Below are 17,807 nucleotides of genomic sequence, written 5' to 3'. Positions count from 1 at the left end.
ATGATTCGCCATGTCCCATGGTCCCACCCCAACAACCGCTGAGGAACTTCAACCCCTAGGCACTAGGACGCCGGCGAAGTAGGTGAAATCCGAGCGGCGGGCGACCAGGGCATTACTGATACGCAGGTCGGTGGTCAGTAGCAGGTAGATCAGGGCGTGAGCGCGCGCCATGTTTCTTGGCATGGCCCAGCAGGTAACGGGCCTGGATCGCGGTGGGACCCTGCGCCGTGGGGGCGTCGACGATGACCTTGGGACGGCGCACCGTGAGGGAAGGGTCGGACTGGCGCGACATGGAGAAGGGATTGGTCTCCAGGGCGCCTTGGCTGACGGCATAGGCGCAGAAGGAGGACATCCCTGAGAGTTTGTGCGCCCTGGTGGCTGGCGCCCCGGTGAGGGTGGTGCGCCAGACGTCCACGTCGGTGGGCCGCGCGGACAGCACATCGACCTGGGAGGCCTGCAACCAGGAGGTCCAGGCGGTCAGGGCGTAGCGGTAGGTCCGCCGGGTGTGCGTTGAGGCCAGGGAGTCCAGCCATCCAGCGACCAGGTGCGCGTGCGGACGGGGTACGACGGGGCGAGGGCTGGAAGCGTCAGGGCGGGGACGGGGTGTGACAGGAAGCATTTCGTGAGGGCGTGGGGTAGGCAGGAAGCCGCCAGAGCAACGATTGTGATCCCCGGATGTCGTCTGAGTGGTTCAGAGGGGGTGGATCGGTGTCCGCGGCGTCGTTGCTCCGGAGGGGTCATGGGGGTGGTTGCCCGCATCCAGGGAGCCGGCCAGCAGTTCGAGAACGGCGTGGAACTGCTCCACGTCCAGGTCCGGCACCCCGGCCAGGGCATGGCGGATGACGTCCTCGAACTGGTCGTAGAGCCAGTGCATGGCGTGCTGGCCGGCCGGGGTCAGGACGATGAGCCGCCCGCGGCGGTCCTGCGGATTGGGCTCGCGCCGCAGGAACCCCGCTTTCTCCACCCGGTCCAGCAGCGCGGTCATGGTCCCGGAGGTCACACCCATCAAGGCCGAAAGCCGCCCCGGGGCCAGAGAACCCTCGTGATACAGGTGCCCGAGCGCCTCCAGGTCACTGGAGCCCAGCTGGAGCTCTTCCGCGCGCCGGCCCCTGAAGTGCTGTCCGCTGATGAGGAGGGTGCGCAGCCCCCTCGCCAGGGCGTGCAGCGGAGGCCGGGCCGGCTCCCCGGCATCGGGGGTGATCGCCGTAACTGTCATCATGACTCCACGTTACTTGATGCTTCAATGGGTCGTAGTTCGTCATACATTATCAGACATTCCGCACATTTCCGCTGGTGATCCCTGAGATTCCGCGGCCAGAGGCGGTTAGCAGGGGGGTTTTCAGATGTTTGACGGTTGAGTTTCTTGACCCCTAATCCGAGCAGGCGCTAGGTTTGCAACTGCAAGGACCCGCCCTCGTTGCTCCAGAGATCCTTTGGCTCAGACGGGTCCGCGCAGCACCCCCCACCTCCCGTGCGAAACCGGGTCCGGCCTCGGCTGGGCATCACGGTGCCGGACCCTCCCCCGGGTCGAGCGGGCTGAATCGAAAGAAGCATCATCATGCGCACCTCTGTGAAGACCCTCGCCGCCGGCTCCCTCGCCGTGGCTTCCCTGCTCATCGCTCCTGCCGCCATCGCCGAGACCAGCACCGCCACCGTGGGCGTCACCGGCGGAGAGCTGACCGCCAGTGCCACCAACGTGACTCTGACCGGCGTCAGCACCGATCACGCTGATCAGGACACCAACGGGTCGGTGGAGGTCATCGTCGATGACCTCTCCGGCACCGGCGCGGGTTGGAACGTCACCCAGCAGGTCACCACCGACTTCCTCTACGCCGGGGCCTTTGGGGGGACGGATATCCCTGCCAACAACTTCTCCGTGTCTGGTGTGGGTGCGGAGGGCATCACCTCGACGTCTGGTGCCTCCACGGAGGGGATCACCACCGCTGGTGCCGGAATCGGTGCGATTGGCACGGAGGCCAAGACGGTGCTCTCTGCCACGGCCGGCAACGGTGAAGGCGCCTACACGGTGCCGCTGAGCGTGACCCTGACCGTCCCGGCCGACAGCCGTGAGGGTTCCTACGCGGCCACTCTCACCACCACCGTCAGCACCGCCCTCTGATTCGATCCGCGGGCCGGCTGACGTGAGCTGACCGCTCCGCCGGTACGGCCTGCCGGATACGGGTGGACAACTACGGTGGCAGGGCCGGACCTCCGGGTCCGGCCCTGCCACAGGTGCACGGGATAGTGTTTTTGCTGAGGTGAGCTGTGGTCCGCATCGAGAGACTATCCGGGGCGAGGAGCTCTCCAGGCGTGAAGAGATGCGGTCCGAGAAAGGGAAGCCGGGACATGAGGCGCTCCAACGGCCTGCGGGTACGGGCTTCGCTCACGGCCGTCGCCGTGGTGGGGTCGGTCCTGGCCACGGCCGCCCCGGCGTCAGCCGCGTTCACGGCCGAGCTGCAGGACCTGTCGCTGCCGTCTGTGACTTATTCCCACCAGAAACGCACCGTCTCCGGGCGGGTGGTGCTCACCGCGGCGGACACCTCCATCCCGCTGCTGGACCCGCTGACCGAGCTGCTCATCGAGTCGGAGGGGTGGCACGTCACCGCACAGGCCTCGGATCTGCGCTACAGCGGGCTCCATAACGGCACCGACATCCCCGCTGGCAACCTGGCCGTCGCCTCCGTGGAGACCCCGGTGGCCGCTGACGGCCTCAGTGAGGCGGTGGATCCGGTGGGTGGGCCCAGGATCCCGGCGGCCTCACCCCTCGGATCCCTGGACTCGCCCCGGACCGTGCTCGAGGCCCGCCCCGGTCACGGCCGCGGGACCTACACCCAGGGCATCGCCCTGTCCCTGACGCTGCCGCCGGGCGCACGCGCCGGAACCTACACCGGGACCGTCACCACCACCATCAGCCCGGGCCTGGAGTCCACGGTCAACGCCGTCTCCGAGCCGGCGGCCACGGAACCCGACCCGGCGCCCACAGCGACCCCGGAGCCCACGGCAGGTGCGGAGCCCGAGCCCACGACGAGCCCCAAGCCGGAACCCACCGCGAGCCCTGAGCCGACCGGAAGCCCCGAGCCGGAAGCCACCGTGGAGGCCGCCTCGGCGCCCACCGCCAGTCCGCCCCCGGAGCCCACCCTGAGCCCTGAACCCGAGCCCACATCGAGCTCTGAGCCCACTGTCAGCACCGATCCTGCCCCCTGAGTGACGGGCCGGCGCCTCCCCCTTTGGGCGCTGTTCCTGTCCCTGTCGAGTTCTACGAAGGATGATTCCTCGATGCCCACCCCCCTGCGCCGCAGTCCCACCCCCCTGCTGATGGCCCTGGGCCTGCTCCTGGTTCCTGCGACCGGGGCCGCCGCCACCGCCGCTGAGGCGGAGCAACCGGTGAACCTCAGTCTGCGTCCCGTGGACCATCCCGGCTCCTACTTCGACCTGACCATGGAGCCGGGCGAGAGCCGTGAGCTGACGGTGGCGCTGGGCAACAACGGGAGTGCTCCGATGGAGGTGAGCACCTACCCGGCTGATGCCTACACCATCATCAACGGCGGCTTCGGAGCCAAGGAGAGCGGCACCGAGCCCACCGGCACGACCACCTGGGTCGACTACGACGCAGGCGAGCTGTCGCTGCCGGCCGGCCAGGCCAGTGAGCGCACCGTGACCGTGACCGTGCCGCAGGGCACGGAGCCGGGCCAGTACATCACCAGCCTGGTGTTGGAGAATGCCGAGCCGGTGGCCGGCTCCGGGGACGTGGCGCTGAACCAGATCGTCCGCCAGGCCCTGCCCGTCACCGTCGAGGTCCCGGGTCCGCTGGACCCGGCGTTCGAGTTCGGCGAGGCCGGCCACCACGAGACGGCCGGCCGGTCGGTGGTCGACGTGGGGATCACCAACACCGGCAACGCCCACGTGGAACCGGCCGGGGACCTCACCATCCGCGACGACAGCGGCAAGACGGTGAGCGAGGCCGAGCTCACCATGAGCAACTTCTTCGCCAGCACCGACACCACGGTCGAAACCACTCTCGACGGGACCCTGGAACCGGGGGACTACACCCTGGACGTGTCCATGACCGACCCCGACACCGGCGCCAGTGCCACGGCCACGGAGCTGCCCTTCACCGTCGAAGAACCCGATGAGGACACCTCCACCAGCGCCCAGCAGGGCGGGCTGCCCGGCATCAACCAGGACTCCGGTACCGGGATCCTGCTCTACGTCCTGGGCGGGATCGTGCTGGTCCTGCTGGGGATCGTCGCCTACCTCATCCGCCGCCACCGGGCCGACACCACCGCCTGATCGCAGTGCCGGGCGCACCCGGATCGGCGGCCCGGCACTGAGGGCGGGGCATCGCCGCAGATGCGATGCCCCGCCCTCACCCGTTGTGCACACCTGCAGCTGACGGCCTGCCGCCTCCGAGCGGCGAAGATCCCACCGCAGGAGCTGTGCCGGGGTCCGGGGCCGCGGTGGGTTGCGTTGCGGTCAGCCGGTCCTCCTCGCAGGGATCATCCCACCGTCGATGGCCGGATGGCCTCCCAGCTAGCCGCGGAGTCGAGCATCTACCGGGCATACGGGCACCCTGACATCTGCGGGCACCCGAGCATCCACGGGAACCCCGGAGCGGTTCAGCCAGAACCCGAGGAGGCCGGGCGGAACGAGGGTTCATCCGGCCACGCCCCCGGCTCATCTGATGGCGGCCCGATCCGCGCCAGTGCGGCACTGTCGTACTGGCAGGGAAACCCGACCTTCCGGGCCGGCAATGCTACAGACATGGACTAAGGTCAGCTATCAATGTTTTTTCATTTAAAAGTATTGTGATTAATCGAAGAATTGTATGAGTTTTAGTCGGCCAGCGATGGGGTTTTACACTCATGGGATATGAATCCACAGAAGGACGAGAACGGGCTTATGTCGCGCTACCCGTCCCTCCGGAGGATGGCCTGACGCTGGCCCTGAAATGGTGTTTCGGTCAGGACTCGGTGGTGGGGTGGGAATCGATCGGGATCCTGGCCCCTGACCCGGCGCTGATCGACAACACCCCGGTCCTGCGCCGGTATCGGACCCGCGGTCTGATGGTCACCGCCCGGTCCGCGGAGCTCTCCACCCCGAGGTCTTTGGAGGGTTTCACCGGCCCGCTGGTGGCCTACCGCCCCGATGCCCCCACCCTGGAACTGGCCGAGGCGGTGTCCGGGGCCGGAGGAATCGTGGCGGTCTCGGGCAACAACGACTGGTTGAGCTCCTGGATCACCGCCCACCAGCCCGCCCACCTGGCAGGTGCCCGGCTGGATCCGGCCCGCCCGTGATCCTCGCCCCACGGCTGAGACCGCCGGGCAGCCCCGGGCGGGCAGAGATCGACTCTGAAGGCCTGAAAAGACAGACTCCTATGCTTGACACTCTTCAGCGTTGCTCCGTGGCGACCCGCGACCCGCAGGAGGGACTGGATGCCCTCACCCAGGTCTATCCCGGGCTGAGGATCGACGGAGACCCCGAGGGATCCTTCGCTCTGGAGCTGACCTCGGTAACCGCCGGGCCCCTGCGGGCCCACCGGTACTCCTTGCGCGGGCTGTCCTGGCCGGCCTCGGCCGATGTGTCGGGCTCGGTGGCCATCAGCTACCTCCTCTCCGGACAGGTGACCCTGGACATCGATGGTGCGTCCTCTGCCACGCAGGGCCCGTTCCTGCACCCCCAGGGCAGGCACTCCGGCGCCTGGGGGGAGGTCGAGCAGCTCACGGTCGCCCTGGACCTGCCCTACGTGGAGGACTACGCCCGGCACCTGGTCGGGAACGAGGACCTCCGCCTCGAATTCACCGGGTCCACCCCGGTGAGCCAGGCGGGCCTCCAGCACTGGGTGGGCACCCTGGCCCATCTCTACCGGGAGGTGCTGCTCGACGACGAGGCGATGAACGTGCCGTTGATCCGCCACGAGACCATCCGCACCCTCACCACCGCCCTCCTGCGCTGTTTCCCCAACAACTCCCTGGCCCATCCCCACCCCCCGGAGGGCGTCAGCATGGTGGCCGCACGGATCCGGCGGGCGAAGGCCTTCATCGACGCCCACCTCGACACCGACATAGGCCTGGTGGACATCGCCGCCGCCGCCCGGATGAGCCCCCACAGGATGCTCGCCGCGTTCCGCCGCGAACTGGACACCACGCCCCGGGAGTACCTGCGCGCCGCCCGCCTGAACACCGCACGCCACGGATCCCTCCCTCGCTTCCCAGGACACGCCCGTCCCCACGCCCTGGTCTGAGCCCTCCCCGTCTGGACAAGCCGCAGGACAAGCCGCAGGACGGAGCATGAGCCGCCACGGCCCGGGCGTGCCACCAGGACGGGGCCTGCGACTGCCAGGACCCGGTGTCCCGTGAGCCGGGCCGGAGCCGGCCAGAGCGAGCCTGCCGACTGAAACGAGTCCGCCCTTGCTGTCCAGGCCACGGCCTTCACACCGCCCCCGTCCGAGCGTGTGCCTGAAGCGGCTCGGGCCCCGTTCGAGTGGGGAAGGCGGGGCCGCAACAGCGCGGTGTCGACGGTCCTCCCCGGGTCGTGGCCGGTCGGATGTGGGCGTTCAGTCGAAGGAGATCAGTTCCACCAGCTCCCCGACCCGGTCCTGGGGGTAGGAGCGGGCGATGTCGGCCTGGCTGACCATCCCCACCAGGTCGTGGCCGTCGATCACCGGCAGGCGCGGGACCTGGCGGTCGATCATCGTGGCGATCATCCCCTCCACGGAGTCGTCGGCGCCGATGGTCACCGGCTTGCCCTCGGCCAGCTCCCCAGCCCGCACCGTGCGAGGGTCCCCGCCGCCGACCAGGCACTGGACGACGATGTCGCGGTCGGTCACCACGCCCTTGAGCCGGTTGCCCTCCCCGCAGATCGGCAGCGCCCCGAGGTCGAGGTCCTCCATCTTCTGAGCGGGGCCCTCGAGCCTCTGGTTCCCGCGGGCGTACTCGGCGCCGGGGGTGATGATCTTGCGCGCAGTGATCGTTCTGGTCCTCCTTGTAGGTGGTGGCTCTCGGTGTTCTGTGAGCTCGATCCAGGGGATGGATGTAACGGCTTGTGGCCTGAGATCGGGCCGGGTGCAGGGTCCTCGTCGGCGTCACGTGCTCTCCAGGTCTGGGCCCAGTGGTGGACGGCGACTACCCTGGAGCCCATGCCTGCCGTTGCGGCAGGCATGGGCTGCACCGACCGGATCCCTGGGGGGTGGGTGGTGGAGGCGCTGCCGATCCGGCTGCACTTGGCGACCACCGATCCCGAGGTCGTCGCTGAGACGTTGCGCCGGGCTTATGCCACCGCGCAGGTCCGCGCGCCCCGGCACGATCCCGCGTTCGGGTACCGCCAGGACGTCCACGGCGATACGGACCTGGCCCTGGGCCGTTTCCTCTTCCGGGGCCGCGGACGGGTGGACCTGGTGCTCGAGGAGAAGTTCACGGTGAGCTGGCCTCGCTCGGGCACCCTGCACTGGCAGATCGACGGTCACCGTGGCACGGGGCTGGCCCTGATCCAGCCCCATCAGGACTACCGCAGCACCCTGGAGCTGCTGCGGGTCGACACCGCCGACCTGAGCCTGGAGGCCCTCACCCGCACCGCCCGCACCGTCTACGGCGACGAGCGGCTCACGCTCGGCTTCAATGCACCGCAACCGGTCTCCGCACGGATGGCCGACTACTGGCAGGCCACCTGTACCTACGTCCGTCAGACCCTGACCGACCCGGCCACCGCCGGGATCGCCTTGCTGCGGGCGGAGCTGCTGCGCCGGCTGGCGGTGGCCACCCTGGAGGCCTTCCCCCTGGCCGGGGACCCCCACGCCCGCCGGGAGTCGGTCGCGGCCCGGCAGGCGGCCTACACGGCGGCGGTGGAGTTCCTCCACGCCGCCGCCTCGCTGCCGATCACCCTCGAGGACGTCGCCCGCCACGCGCAGGTGTCCACGCTGGAGCTCGTCCGGGCCTTCCGCAGCCACGCCGGCATCACCCCGGGGGCCTATCTGCGCGGGGTGCGTCTGGCCGCGGCCCACCAGGACCTGGTGGCCGCCGACCCCACCGCCGGGGACACGGTCGGGACGATCGCCGCCCGCTGGGGCTTTCCCCACCCCGGGGACTTCGCCCGCCGCCACCGGGCCGCCTACGGCGTGCCCCCCTCCCACACCCTCCACCGCTAGAGCGCCCCGGTCGGACACCACCCCAGCTGCCGCCCGCGGCGCTGGCTCCCCCTCATGCACGATGAGTCGGGAGCAGGTGGTGGTGCGACAGGCCCGGGAAGGGAGGGGGCTCTGCCTGTCGATCAACGAAATGTGGGGCAAGTGGAGGACACGTTCTTGTGGGCCGGACCCGGTCTTTCTACCGTGGATGAAGGCCCGAGACAGGACCTGAGGTTCCCCCAGCATGCGATGAAGGATGCTCCCCCATGGACCACAAGCTCTCCGTGCTCGTCCAGGTCGATCTCCACGCCCAGTACGTGCACCTGGTCATCACCGGATGCGTGACCGAGGCCAACCAGCACGCCCTGCACCCGGTGATCGCCCGGGCCCGGACGCTGATCCCACCGGTGACGGTCACCGTGGACCTCACCGGCGCCGCCCACGTGGAGGCCGCCGCGGTGGAGTTGCTGCGCGCAGCGATCGATCAGGACCACACCCTCGCCGGGGCCGGACCGGTGGAGGTCCTCGTCCCGGCCCGGCTGCCCGGCCATGCACCTGTCCCGCACCACGGGAACACCCTGATGGGCAGGACACGCACACGTGCCGCGTCGCCGGTCCTGAGGGTGGCATGAGCAGGATCGGACCCACCTTCACAGCATCCCCGCCACCCAGGGGCGCGGCTCCGCCGTGACAAGGTGAGCACACCGGCGCTGACCGCCTCTCGGAGACCGCTCCGATGCCAGGGGCTCGTGCCGTCTCAGGCGCACCGAGGACAGATCGGCCCGCGCACCTCTGTCCGGTGGGAAGCAGCCGGGACCAACTCCGTGAGGGAAGGACAGTGAGTGCTGTGTCGCCCACCGATCACCACGACGGCGCCCCGCCGGAGGACCGGCCCCCCACCGGGCTCCGCCCCGAGCAACCGATCCAGGAGGGCCCCGCCGCGGCCGAGGACTCCGCGCTGGACCCTATGCTCGATGAGTACACCGAGGTGAGCCGGGTCGTGCGCCCGGCCGGCAGCTCGGTGGAGTTCTCTCCGCAGACGGGGGACGACAACGGGGCGGAGATCGCCCGGGGTGAGCCCTCCGACGAGGGGCACCACACCGGGTAAAGGTCGGCACCCGCCCCTACCCCTGCCCGTGCCCGCGGGTCCGGTGCTTGGGCACCGAGTCAGTGCTGCGTTCGCGTGCGATCTCCGGTTCCATCTGGGCCATGGCGGTCCTGACGGTGAAGACCATCGAGCCCATCGGGGTGGAGGTGTCCACGTCTCCCCGGCCCCGGTTGAGTCCCCGCAGCCCGGCACCTCTCCCACGTCGCGCCTGGGCGAGGGCCGGCATGTTCTGCCCCGCCCCTGTCAGGCCGTCAGCACCTGCGCTGCGCCAGGGCCACACCCGGGCAGCCCCTCCTCTGCCACGCTGCCGTCGCGGAAGGCGGAGGAGACGGGGTGGGTCCCGCAGGCGGCCTACCGGCTCAGCTGTGCAGATGGGCGACGTAGTCCTCGATCCGGCGGTTGGGCACCAGCCACATCAGGGCGACCCCGGCGTACACCCCCAGCCCCAGCCAGGGGTGGACCAGGGTCGCTGCGAGCCCGAGGAGGTAGAAGAGGGGGGACAGCTTTCCTTTCCAGTCCCGCCCCAGCGCCCGCCCCAGGTGCCCGTCCCGGCCCTGCCGGCGGATCAGGGCGCTCTGCAGGAGGTAGAAGGCCACAGCGGCCAGCAGCAGGTTGAACCCGTAGGCCAGCACCGGCACCTGCACGAACCCGGTGTCCTGCATCCACCGGGTGCTGAACGGGAAGAGGGAGAGCCAGAACAGCAGGTGGAGGTTGGCCCACAGCACCGCGCCGTTGACCTTCCCCGCCAGGTGCAGCATGTGGTGGTGGTTGTTCCAGTAGATCCCCACGTAGAGGAAGCTCAGTAGGTAGCTCAAGAACACGGGAAGGACCTGCCACAGGCCGTGCCAGGTGGGCTCCTCCGGTGCGTGCATCTCCAGCACCATGATGGTGATGATGATCGCCAGCACACCGTCGCTGAACGCCTCGAGGCGGTTCTTGTTCATGCTCTTCCTCTCCCGAGAACCGGGTACGGCCACACGGGACCGGCGACCGGGCGAGTCCTCGCCTCCTCAGAGGATGCCACTGCCCCGATGTCGCGCGGCCGGGGGTGATCTGCGCGGAAAGATCCACCACCCCACACAATTTTGATAACCATCAAGTTTGACACTCATCAAAGTATGGGGTTAGGGTCGTGCCCATCACCCCGGTGGCCCGGCCACGGCCCCGCCGCCCCACCACCTCTTGGATGGGACGACACATGCGCGCCTGGACCCTGGACGACTTCGGCTTCGAGAACCTGCACCTGAAGCAGGTGCCCACCCCTGTCGCGGGTGCGCACGAGCTGCTGGTCAAGGTCTCCGCGGTGTCCTTGAACTACCGGGACAAGGCCCTGGTGGAGGGGATCTACGCCCCGGAGAAGATGCCCAAGGGCCTGATCCCGGTCGCGGACTTCGCCGGTGTCGTCGCCGCGGTCGGTGAAGGGGTGACCGCGTTCGGGGTGGGTGAGCGGGTGACCTCCCACTTCTACTCCACCTGGGAGGACGGCCCGTGGCTGCCCGAGTACGCCGACCACCAGCTCGGCGGCCCGCTGGGCGGGGGCCTCACCGAGTACCAGGTGCTCGGTGAGAACGCCGTGGTGCCGACCCCGGCCGGGCTGACCGACGAGCAGGCGGCAACGCTGCCGATCGCCGCCCTGACCCCGTGGTTCGCGATGCGCGAGTACGGCAACATCGGCGCCGGGGACACCGTCCTGGTCCAGGGCACCGGGGGCGTGTCGATCTTCGCCATCCAGATCGCCGCCGCCCTGGGGGCGAGGGTGATCGTCACCTCCAGCAGCGACGAGAAGCTCACCCGCGCCCGCAAACTCGGCGCGACGGACACCATCAACTACCGCACCACCCCCGACTGGGCCACCGCGGCCCTGGAGCTGACCGACGGGGCCGGGGTCGACCTCGTCCTCGACGTCGTCGGCGGTGAGGGGATCCGCGACTCGATCCGGGCCGCCCGGGGCGGCGGCATGGTCGCCGTCGTCGGCTTTCTCAACGGCCAGAGCACCACCCTGGACCTCATGGACGTGATCTGGCACCAGACCCGCATCCAGGGCATCGCCGTCGGTCACCGCCGGTCCTTCCACGACCTCGTCCGGTTCCTCGAGGACCACCACATCCACCCGGTCATCGACACCGTCTACGACTTCCCCGACGCCCACGCCGCCTACGACCAGCTCGCCGCCGGCGCCTTCGGTAAAATCGTCATCCAGGTCGCCTGACCCCGCTGCGGGGACTCCCCCTCCCCCTCAACCCAGCACACCATGTGAAAGGCCGGAGATGGCACGCGCAATCACCGATGAACCCGCCGTGGGCGACTTCGACTTCACCCGGGTCCTGGAAGCGGTGGCGGACCCGATCCGGCTGAGCATCCTGCGCCAGCTGGCCGGTGCGGAGGAGGACCTCAGCTGCGGGGCGATCGAGCTGCCGATCAAGGCCTCCACCGCCACCCACCACTTCACCGCCCTGCGCCAGGCCGGGCTCCTCCACCAGTACTACGTCGGCACCTCCCGCCTGAACGTGCTGCGCGTCGACGACATGGAGACAGCCTTCCCCGGCTTCCTGCCCGCCCTCCTCAACGCCGCCCGCAACACCTGACCCCGGACCACCGCCCCCTGGCCTCGACCAGCCGCAGGGCGTTGCGGATCTGGGAGTCGGTGAACGTCGGGCGACGTCCGCCGAGATCCTTGCCGGTGGCCCTGCGTTTGGCCCCGAGTCGGTGATCCGCTCCCGCTTGATCTACCACTCCATCTGCGCCAGGGCGGCCATGACGGTGAGGACCATCGAGCCCGTCGGGGTGTGGGTGTCCATCTCTCCACCACGGAGGTCCAATACCCGCAGACGAGCACCTCTGGCCCGCAGCGTCCCGACGAAGGTCAGCATGTTCTGCCTCGACTGCCCCAGACGGTCCGGTGAGGTGATGACCGGGACTGTCGCTCTAACGCGATAGTCCCTGCACCTGTTGCCCACGGTCGACTTAGCGACCGTTTGGCCGTGTCAGGGCTATGGCTGGGCTCCGGCGGCAATCGAGATGCCTTTTGCATTCTCCATGCAGATCCAGGCAGATCCAGTTGCTGAACCGGAAGAGGCGGCGCACTCGGGTGGATTTGGCCAACGGGAACTTTGAGTACCTCGAGATCTTCTACCACCGTCAACGGCGTCACTCGCAGTTGCACTACGAATCCCCGCTCGCCCCTGAACTGCGCTGCGGACCGCCACCTACTCTGGTCGGATTGACGGTCCCTGCGGGACAAGAGAACCGTGGGGCAGGCCACAGGCCTGCCCCACGGTTCCCCGGGATGCAGCTGTGGGGATCAGGATTGGTGGACGTCGGTGGGCTTGGCGACCTGGTAAATCGCTCCGGTGGAAACGTCTTCCTCGAGATCTTCCAGGGAGCGGGCCCGGGTCTCGGGGACCTGGGTGATGACGAAGATCAGGGCCAGCACGCCGATGCCCGCGAAGAGGAAGAACGTGCCCGAAATCCCGACCGTGCCCACCAGCGTCGGGAAGTACAGGGCGAGGAAACCGTTCATGGTCCAGCCGAAGAACACCGAGATGCCGATGCCCAGGCCGCGCATGTGCAGCGGGAAGATCTCCGCCAACCACACCCAGACGGCGATGTTCAAAAACGTCTGCATCGAGAGCACGAAGGCGACCACGAGGACCAGGATCACGATCGGGCGGGCGGGGTGGCCTTCGGGCAGCAGATTGCCGGCGATCCCGATCAGCAGGTGGCAGGTCGTGGTGAGGCTCAGACCGATGATGAAGGTCTTGCGCCGGTCGAGCCGGTCCATGTTGTACAGGGCGATGAGTCCGCCGATCACGGCCACGACACCGAAGGCGATGTTGGCCAGCACGGCCTGCTGGGCTGTCATCCCGGACTCCTCCAGGATGCGGGTGCCGTAGTACATGACGGAGTTGATGCCGGTCAGCTGCTGGGTCATGGACACCCCGATGCCGATCAGGATGATCCGTCGCAGCCACTTGTTCGTCAGAACCGCTCTCAGTCCGACCTGGTGCGCCGCGACCTCCATGGCCGCGATGTGCTCGATCTCCTGCAGCTCGGCCTGCGCGCGATCGGCCGGGCGGACCGTCTCCAGCACCGCCAGAGCGTCGTCGTACCGGCCCTTCTCGGTCAGCCAGCGCGGGGATTCAGGCATGCGTAACATGCCGATGAACAACCCGATCGCCGGCAGCGCGGAGACGGCGAACATGATGCGCCACACCCCCTCCACGACGTCGCCGAGCGTGACGGCGATGATCGCGTTCATGACAAAGGCGGCCAGCTGTCCGGAGACGATCGCCAGCTCGTTGCGGCCCGTGATCGACCCGCGGATCTCGTAGGGGGCGAGCTCGGCCAGGTACACCGGCACCACCGTCGAGGCTCCACCGACGGCGAGGCCGATCATGATCCGCCCGCAGACCAGTACCGTGAACCCTGTCAGGGAGAACGTTTCCGGCTCCGGAGACGCCGGGGAGAAGACCACCAGCAGGGTGCCGAGGAAGAACAGCACCGCCAGCAGGATGATCGTCTTGCGCCGGCCCCAGGCATCTGAGGTCCGGCCCCAGAGCAGGGCCCCGACGGCGGCCGCGAAGATGAGCGAACTGATCACCACGCCCAACTGGATCAGGTTCAACCCCAGGTCCTGGGCCATTGGCCCCTCGGCGCCGTTCGTCACGCCGGTGTCGTAGCCGAACAGCAGCCCGCCCAGGCAGGCCACGACCGAGATGAGTCCGAGCCGCTTTCGATGCGGCCCGCCGGTCAACGGTGGAAGGGCGACCCGGCTGTCGCCCGGAGAGTGGTGGGACATGTGAACTCCTTTGGTGTTGATCTGAGGAAGCAGGTGTGGATCGTGTGCGGCACCGGTTGGATGAGGGATTGTTCGTGTCTTCGACGGCGCGATTCGACCGAGCAGGCAGGACGCTGCGCGGTGCTGTGGCGTGTGCAGGTGGAGTGCGCCTGAACCGTCCGGGTGAACTCGCGGTGACTCCGGCTGGGTGCCGCGCCCACGGTGCGGGACGACTGCCGCAGAACCTCTACGGCGACGTGGAGTGCGCAGGAGAGCGCGCCCATTGGTGGGGCGAGGTGACATGAGTGCCGACTCCTGGTGTGCGCACCACCAAGCCGGCCTCGACCAGGCGGTGCAGGGCGCTGCGCACGGTGACGCGGGCGACGCGCAATCGGGATGCGAGCTCGAGCTCGTTGTCCAGCCTGGTGCCCGGCGCCAGAACACCGCTGTGGATAGCACCCTCCAGGACGAGAGCGAGTTGGTAATAGAGGGGCACCGGAGAGTGCTTATCGATCGCCAGAGACAAGGTTGCGGTCATGATGCGCCTCCGAAAGGGCCGGTGGCGGGCCGCTGCCCGCCCGAGGGTGAGCAGCCGGCCAGGGCAAGGGCGGGGACGAGTACCGTCGCCGCGGCCCAGGGTCGCCGGAATACCCGCCGGCGGCGCTGTACGGCGGAGGCACGCGGTGCAGTCATGAAAGGTCTCCTCTTCTGGCCGGGCCCCGGCGATTAAACGCGCTGCCGCAAACTCGGTCGCCAGTTGTGTTGTCGATCACACTAATACGTACTAGTGTTTCTGCCAAGGGTTTGTCAGGACATGTTGAGGACATCGTTCCTGGGCATCCCCTTCCACGCTCCAACCCTGACTTGAAGGAGAATCCCGTGTCCGAACCCCGCACCCTCAACGTCGGTCTGATCGGCGCCGGCCGAATCGGTTCCAGCCACGCCGAACTGATCGCCCGCACCGTGCCCAACGCCCAGCTGGTCGCGATCGCCGATCCGGTCGAGGGCGTGGCGGCGCGCCTGGCCGAGCAGCTGCACGTGCCCGCCGCCTACACCGATCCGGCCCAGCTGCTGGCGGATCCGCAGGTGGAGGCGGTGGTGATCACCGCCCCGGCACGCTTCCACACCGGGCTGGTCGAGCAGGCCGCCGCCGCCGGCAAGGCCATCTTCTGCGAGAAGCCGGCCGGGATGACCCTGGAGGACATCGACCGGGTCCAACAGGCCGTGGAAGCCCATGGGGTGCTGTTCCGGATCGGCTTCAACCGCCGCTTCGCCGACGGGTTCCCCCAGGCCCGTGCCGTGATCGAGGCCGGGCGGATCGGCACACCGCAGCTGCTGCGCTCGACCACCCGGGACCCCGGGCTGGCGAACCCGGCGGCGGTGGCGCCGTGGACGATCTTCCTGGAGACGCTGATCCACGACTTCGACACGCTGAACTTCCTCAACCCCGGAGCGCGTGCCGTGCAGGTCTACGCGGTGGCCGACGCGCTGGTGGCCCCCGAGTACAAGGACGCCGGGCTGCTGGACACCGCCGTGGTCACGATCCGCTGCGACAACGGGGCGATCGCCACTGCCGAGGCCAGCTTTTCGGCCGCCTACGGCTACGACACCCGGGCGGAAGCCTTCGGCTCCGGCGGCATGGTCACCGCAGGCGACCTGGCGGCTTCGACCCTGCGCTACTACGGGCCCGAGGGGATCGCCGTCGACACGGTGCGCGCCGACACCCAGTCCATGCGCGGCGCCTACACCGGTGAGCTGCAGGCCTTCACCGACACCGCCCTCGGGCACCCCTCGGAGGGGCCGGGGGTGGAGGCGGCGCGGGACGCGCTGCGGATCGCCCTGGGCTGCATCGCCTCCTGCCGCACCGGCGCGCCGGTGGCCCTGGACGTCGTGGGGGCGGCCCGGTGAGCGGGTTCACCCTGGCGGCGAATGCGGAGATGCTCTTCGTCGACCTGCCGTTAACCGAGCGGGTCTGCCGCCTGCACGAGGCCGGCTTCGAGGTCGAGATCTGGGACTGGACCACCAAGAACCTGGATGCCCTGGCCGCCACCGGGGCCCGGTTCGGGTCGATGACCGGGTACGTGTCCGGCAGCCTGGTGGATGCGGACGGCGCGGCGCAGCTGCTGCGCACCGCCGAGGACTCCCTGGCCGCGGCCGAGGTCATCGACTGCCCGCGCCTCAACGTCCACGGCACCGGCCTGGACCCCCAGGGGCTGCCGGTGGTGGCGCACCCGGTGGTCACCGGGGCGGACTGGCTGGCGGCCGCCCGCACCCTGGAGCGGCTGGCCGCCCTGGGAGAGGCCCGCGGGCGGGTGTTCACCCTGGAGAACCTCAACACCGCCCTCGACCACCCCGGGGTGCCCTTCGCCCGCGCCGAGGACACCCTGGCCCTGGTCGCCGCCGTGGACAGCCCCCACCTGCGCCTGAACCTCGACCTCTACCACGCGCAGATCGGGGAGGGGAACCTCGTGGAGCTGTGCGCCCGGGCCCTTCCGTATATTGGAGAGGTCCAGGTGGCCGACGTGCCCGGACGCTGCGAACCCGGCACCGGGGAGATCCACTACCCGCGGATCGCCACCGCCCTGACCGAGATCGGATACGAAGGAGTGATCGCGATGGAGGCCTTCGCCGCCGACGACCCCGAGGTAGCCCTGGAGCGCTTCCGCGACGCCTTCACCGTCTGCTCCCGATGACCCCTGCCTCCACGGACCGGGACACCCCCGGCCGCCCGCGCCGCGTGACCATGCGCGACGTCGCCCGGGCGGCCGGGGTCTCCCAGCCGCTGGTCTCGATCGTCTTCCGCGACGTCCCCGGAGCCAGCGAGGAGACCCGCGCCCACGTGCTGGCCGTGGCGGGGCAGCTCGGCTACCGCCGCGACGAGCGGGCCCGACTGCTGCGCCAGGGCCACTCCCGGCTGCTCGGTGTCGCCTTCGAACCGGTGCAGCCTTTCCACGGGGAGATCCTCGACGGCCTGCATGCCGCCGCCCATCAGCACGGCTACGACGTCGTCCTCGCCGCCGTCACCCCCCACCGTGGTGAGGACGCCGCGCTGGAGGCCCTGCTGCGCGACCGGTGCGAGGCCCTGATCCTGCTCGGCAGCGCTCTGCCACAGACCCGCCTCGAACAGATCAGCGCGACCCTGCCGGTCGTCTCGGTCACTCGGGCATTCGACTCGACGGCCTTCGACAGCGTGACCACCGACGACCACCGGGGAGCGGCCCTGGCCGTAGAGCACCTCATCAGCCTCGAGCACCGGCGGATCGCCTACATCGACGCCGACCGCGAGGCCGGCGGCGCCCGGCGCCGGGCCGGCTACCAGGACACCATGGCCGCTGCGGGCCTGGGCGAGCAGATGCTGATTGTGCGCGGGGGCGCCTCGGAGGCCGGCGGTGCCGCCGCGATCACCCAGCTCTTGGCCCGGGACCCCGCGCCGACCGCCGTGATCGCCTTCAACGACCGCTGCGCGGTCGGGGTGGTCAGCCAGGCGCGGGTCCTGGGCCGGTGCGTGCCCGGGGATCTGTCGGTGGTTGGTTTCGACGACTCCGAGCAGGCGTCTCTGCCCTACCTCGACCTCACCACCCTGGCCCAGGACCCCCACCTGCTCGCACACACCGCCGTGGACCTGGCGCTGCGCCGCTTGGATGCGACGGCGGAGGACACCGCCGTGACCGGCGAGCACACCGTGCTCCCCGCCCAGCTCGTTGCCCGCACCAGCACCGCACCCGCCAGCCGCTGAGGGGCCTGCCCACCAGGCCGGCCCGGTGCCGGACACCCAATATTTCACGAGGATGGAGCTGCCTCCG

Annotated in this window: 20 protein-coding genes and 2 pseudogenes; 14 read left to right on the top strand and 8 right to left on the bottom strand. The window is 69.4% G+C overall.

Going from position 1 to position 17,807, the window contains the following annotated elements; translation table 11 throughout:
* Positions 1–112: 112 nt before the first annotated feature.
* Both IEW07_RS18305 and IEW07_RS18300 read right to left on the bottom strand, forming a co-directional pair.
* Complete coding sequence (locus IEW07_RS18305; RefSeq protein WP_188539887.1) at positions 113–619, bottom strand: site-specific integrase; 507 nt, start codon at positions 617–619, stop codon at positions 113–115.
* 72 nt (positions 620–691) lie between these two features.
* On the bottom strand, positions 692–1,219 hold the full coding sequence (locus IEW07_RS18300; protein WP_188539884.1) for a MarR family winged helix-turn-helix transcriptional regulator: 528 nt from the start codon (positions 1,217–1,219) through the stop codon (positions 692–694).
* 339 nt (positions 1,220–1,558) lie between these two features.
* On the opposite strand from IEW07_RS18300, the gene IEW07_RS18295 reads away from it, so the two are divergent.
* The 5 genes from IEW07_RS18295 (at position 1,559) to IEW07_RS18275 (ending at position 6,241) form a co-directional block, all read left to right on the top strand.
* Positions 1,559–2,119 carry a WxL domain-containing protein gene (locus IEW07_RS18295; RefSeq protein WP_188539882.1) on the top strand — a complete coding sequence of 187 codons (561 nt, stop codon included), beginning with the start codon at positions 1,559–1,561 and terminating at the stop codon, positions 2,117–2,119.
* Positions 2,120–2,346: 227 nt separating this feature from the next.
* Positions 2,347–3,204 carry a hypothetical protein gene (locus tag IEW07_RS18290; RefSeq protein WP_188539880.1) on the top strand — a complete coding sequence of 286 codons (858 nt, stop codon included), beginning with the start codon at positions 2,347–2,349 and terminating at the stop codon, positions 3,202–3,204.
* A 72-nt stretch (positions 3,205–3,276) separates the two neighbouring features.
* Complete coding sequence (locus tag IEW07_RS18285; protein WP_188539878.1) at positions 3,277–4,290, top strand: WxL protein peptidoglycan domain-containing protein; 1,014 nt, start codon at positions 3,277–3,279, stop codon at positions 4,288–4,290.
* A 683-nt stretch (positions 4,291–4,973) separates the two neighbouring features.
* Positions 4,974–5,294 (top strand): hypothetical protein, encoded by a 321-nt coding sequence (locus IEW07_RS18280; protein ID WP_188539876.1) that lies wholly within the window; start codon positions 4,974–4,976, stop codon positions 5,292–5,294.
* Positions 5,295–5,374: 80 nt separating this feature from the next.
* Positions 5,375–6,241, top strand: a complete 867-nt coding sequence (locus IEW07_RS18275; protein ID WP_188539874.1) for a helix-turn-helix domain-containing protein — start codon at positions 5,375–5,377, stop codon at positions 6,239–6,241.
* Between the two features lie 312 nt (positions 6,242–6,553).
* Here the strand turns inward: IEW07_RS18275 and IEW07_RS18270 are convergent, their stop codons facing one another.
* Positions 6,554–6,889 carry a CBS domain-containing protein gene (locus IEW07_RS18270; RefSeq protein WP_188539872.1) on the bottom strand — a complete coding sequence of 112 codons (336 nt, stop codon included), beginning with the start codon at positions 6,887–6,889 and terminating at the stop codon, positions 6,554–6,556.
* Between the two features lie 246 nt (positions 6,890–7,135).
* Between IEW07_RS18270 and IEW07_RS18265 the strand changes: the two genes are divergently transcribed.
* From IEW07_RS18265 to IEW07_RS18255, 3 genes are all read left to right on the top strand, one after another.
* Entirely contained in the window at positions 7,136–8,140 is a 1,005-nt protein-coding gene (locus IEW07_RS18265) for a helix-turn-helix transcriptional regulator (protein WP_188539870.1), read from the top strand.
* Between the two features lie 245 nt (positions 8,141–8,385).
* On the top strand, positions 8,386–8,751 hold the full coding sequence (locus tag IEW07_RS18260; protein WP_188539868.1) for a hypothetical protein: 366 nt from the start codon (positions 8,386–8,388) through the stop codon (positions 8,749–8,751).
* A 215-nt stretch (positions 8,752–8,966) separates the two neighbouring features.
* Positions 8,967–9,227 (top strand): hypothetical protein, encoded by a 261-nt coding sequence (locus IEW07_RS18255; protein WP_188539867.1) that lies wholly within the window; start codon positions 8,967–8,969, stop codon positions 9,225–9,227.
* 16 nt (positions 9,228–9,243) lie between these two features.
* On the opposite strand, the gene IEW07_RS18250 is transcribed toward IEW07_RS18255, so the two are convergent.
* Together IEW07_RS18250 and IEW07_RS18245 are read right to left on the bottom strand one after the other, a co-directional pair.
* Entirely contained in the window at positions 9,244–9,453 is a 210-nt protein-coding gene (locus IEW07_RS18250) for a recombinase family protein (protein ID WP_188539865.1), read from the bottom strand.
* 133 nt (positions 9,454–9,586) lie between these two features.
* Positions 9,587–10,171 (bottom strand): TMEM175 family protein, encoded by a 585-nt coding sequence (locus IEW07_RS18245; RefSeq protein ID WP_188539863.1) that lies wholly within the window; start codon positions 10,169–10,171, stop codon positions 9,587–9,589.
* Positions 10,172–10,425: 254 nt separating this feature from the next.
* Here IEW07_RS18245 and IEW07_RS18240 point away from each other — a divergent pair, with 254 nt between their 5' ends.
* Together IEW07_RS18240 and IEW07_RS18235 are read left to right on the top strand one after the other, a co-directional pair.
* Positions 10,426–11,436, top strand: coding sequence for a zinc-dependent alcohol dehydrogenase family protein (locus IEW07_RS18240; protein WP_188539861.1), 1,011 nt, complete (start codon positions 10,426–10,428; stop codon positions 11,434–11,436).
* Between the two features lie 58 nt (positions 11,437–11,494).
* A complete protein-coding gene (locus IEW07_RS18235; RefSeq protein WP_188539859.1) occupies positions 11,495–11,812 on the top strand; it encodes an ArsR/SmtB family transcription factor in 318 nt (105 codons plus the stop codon).
* A 22-nt stretch (positions 11,813–11,834) separates the two neighbouring features.
* Here the strand turns inward: IEW07_RS18235 and IEW07_RS18230 are convergent.
* A pseudogene (locus IEW07_RS18230) lies at positions 11,835–12,139 on the bottom strand (recombinase family protein); the annotation flags it as partial.
* Between the two features lie 137 nt (positions 12,140–12,276).
* Between IEW07_RS18230 and IEW07_RS21775 the strand changes: the two are divergent.
* Positions 12,277–12,402 (top strand): annotated as a pseudogene (locus IEW07_RS21775) (IS3-like element ISAar24 family transposase); the annotation flags it as partial.
* Between the two features lie 126 nt (positions 12,403–12,528).
* Here IEW07_RS21775 and IEW07_RS18225 read toward each other — a convergent pair.
* On the bottom strand, positions 12,529–14,025 hold the full coding sequence (locus IEW07_RS18225) for a sugar porter family MFS transporter (protein ID WP_188539857.1): 1,497 nt from the start codon (positions 14,023–14,025) through the stop codon (positions 12,529–12,531).
* 226 nt (positions 14,026–14,251) lie between these two features.
* Positions 14,252–14,542 (bottom strand): GntR family transcriptional regulator, encoded by a 291-nt coding sequence (locus tag IEW07_RS18220; RefSeq protein WP_188539855.1) that lies wholly within the window; start codon positions 14,540–14,542, stop codon positions 14,252–14,254.
* Positions 14,543–14,883: 341 nt separating this feature from the next.
* On the opposite strand from IEW07_RS18220, the gene IEW07_RS18215 reads away from it, so the two are divergent.
* The 3 genes from IEW07_RS18215 to IEW07_RS18205 are packed head-to-tail and all read left to right on the top strand — an operon-like array spanning position 14,884 to position 17,740.
* A complete protein-coding gene (locus tag IEW07_RS18215) occupies positions 14,884–15,912 on the top strand; it encodes a Gfo/Idh/MocA family oxidoreductase (protein WP_188539853.1) in 1,029 nt (342 codons plus the stop codon).
* On the top strand, positions 15,909–16,697 hold the full coding sequence (locus IEW07_RS18210; RefSeq protein ID WP_188539851.1) for a TIM barrel protein: 789 nt from the start codon (positions 15,909–15,911) through the stop codon (positions 16,695–16,697). Before IEW07_RS18215 ends, IEW07_RS18210 begins: the two co-directional genes overlap by 4 nt.
* A complete protein-coding gene (locus IEW07_RS18205) occupies positions 16,694–17,740 on the top strand; it encodes a LacI family DNA-binding transcriptional regulator (protein ID WP_188539849.1) in 1,047 nt (348 codons plus the stop codon). Before IEW07_RS18210 ends, IEW07_RS18205 begins: the two co-directional genes overlap by 4 nt.
* Positions 17,741–17,807: the final 67 nt, after the last annotated feature.

Source organism: Kocuria dechangensis (genome assembly GCF_014636775.1).
GTDB lineage: Bacteria > Actinomycetota > Actinomycetes > Actinomycetales > Micrococcaceae > Kocuria > Kocuria dechangensis.
The sequence above is the reverse complement of the archived record's forward strand: the minus strand, read 5'-3'. Positions and strand labels throughout refer to the sequence as shown.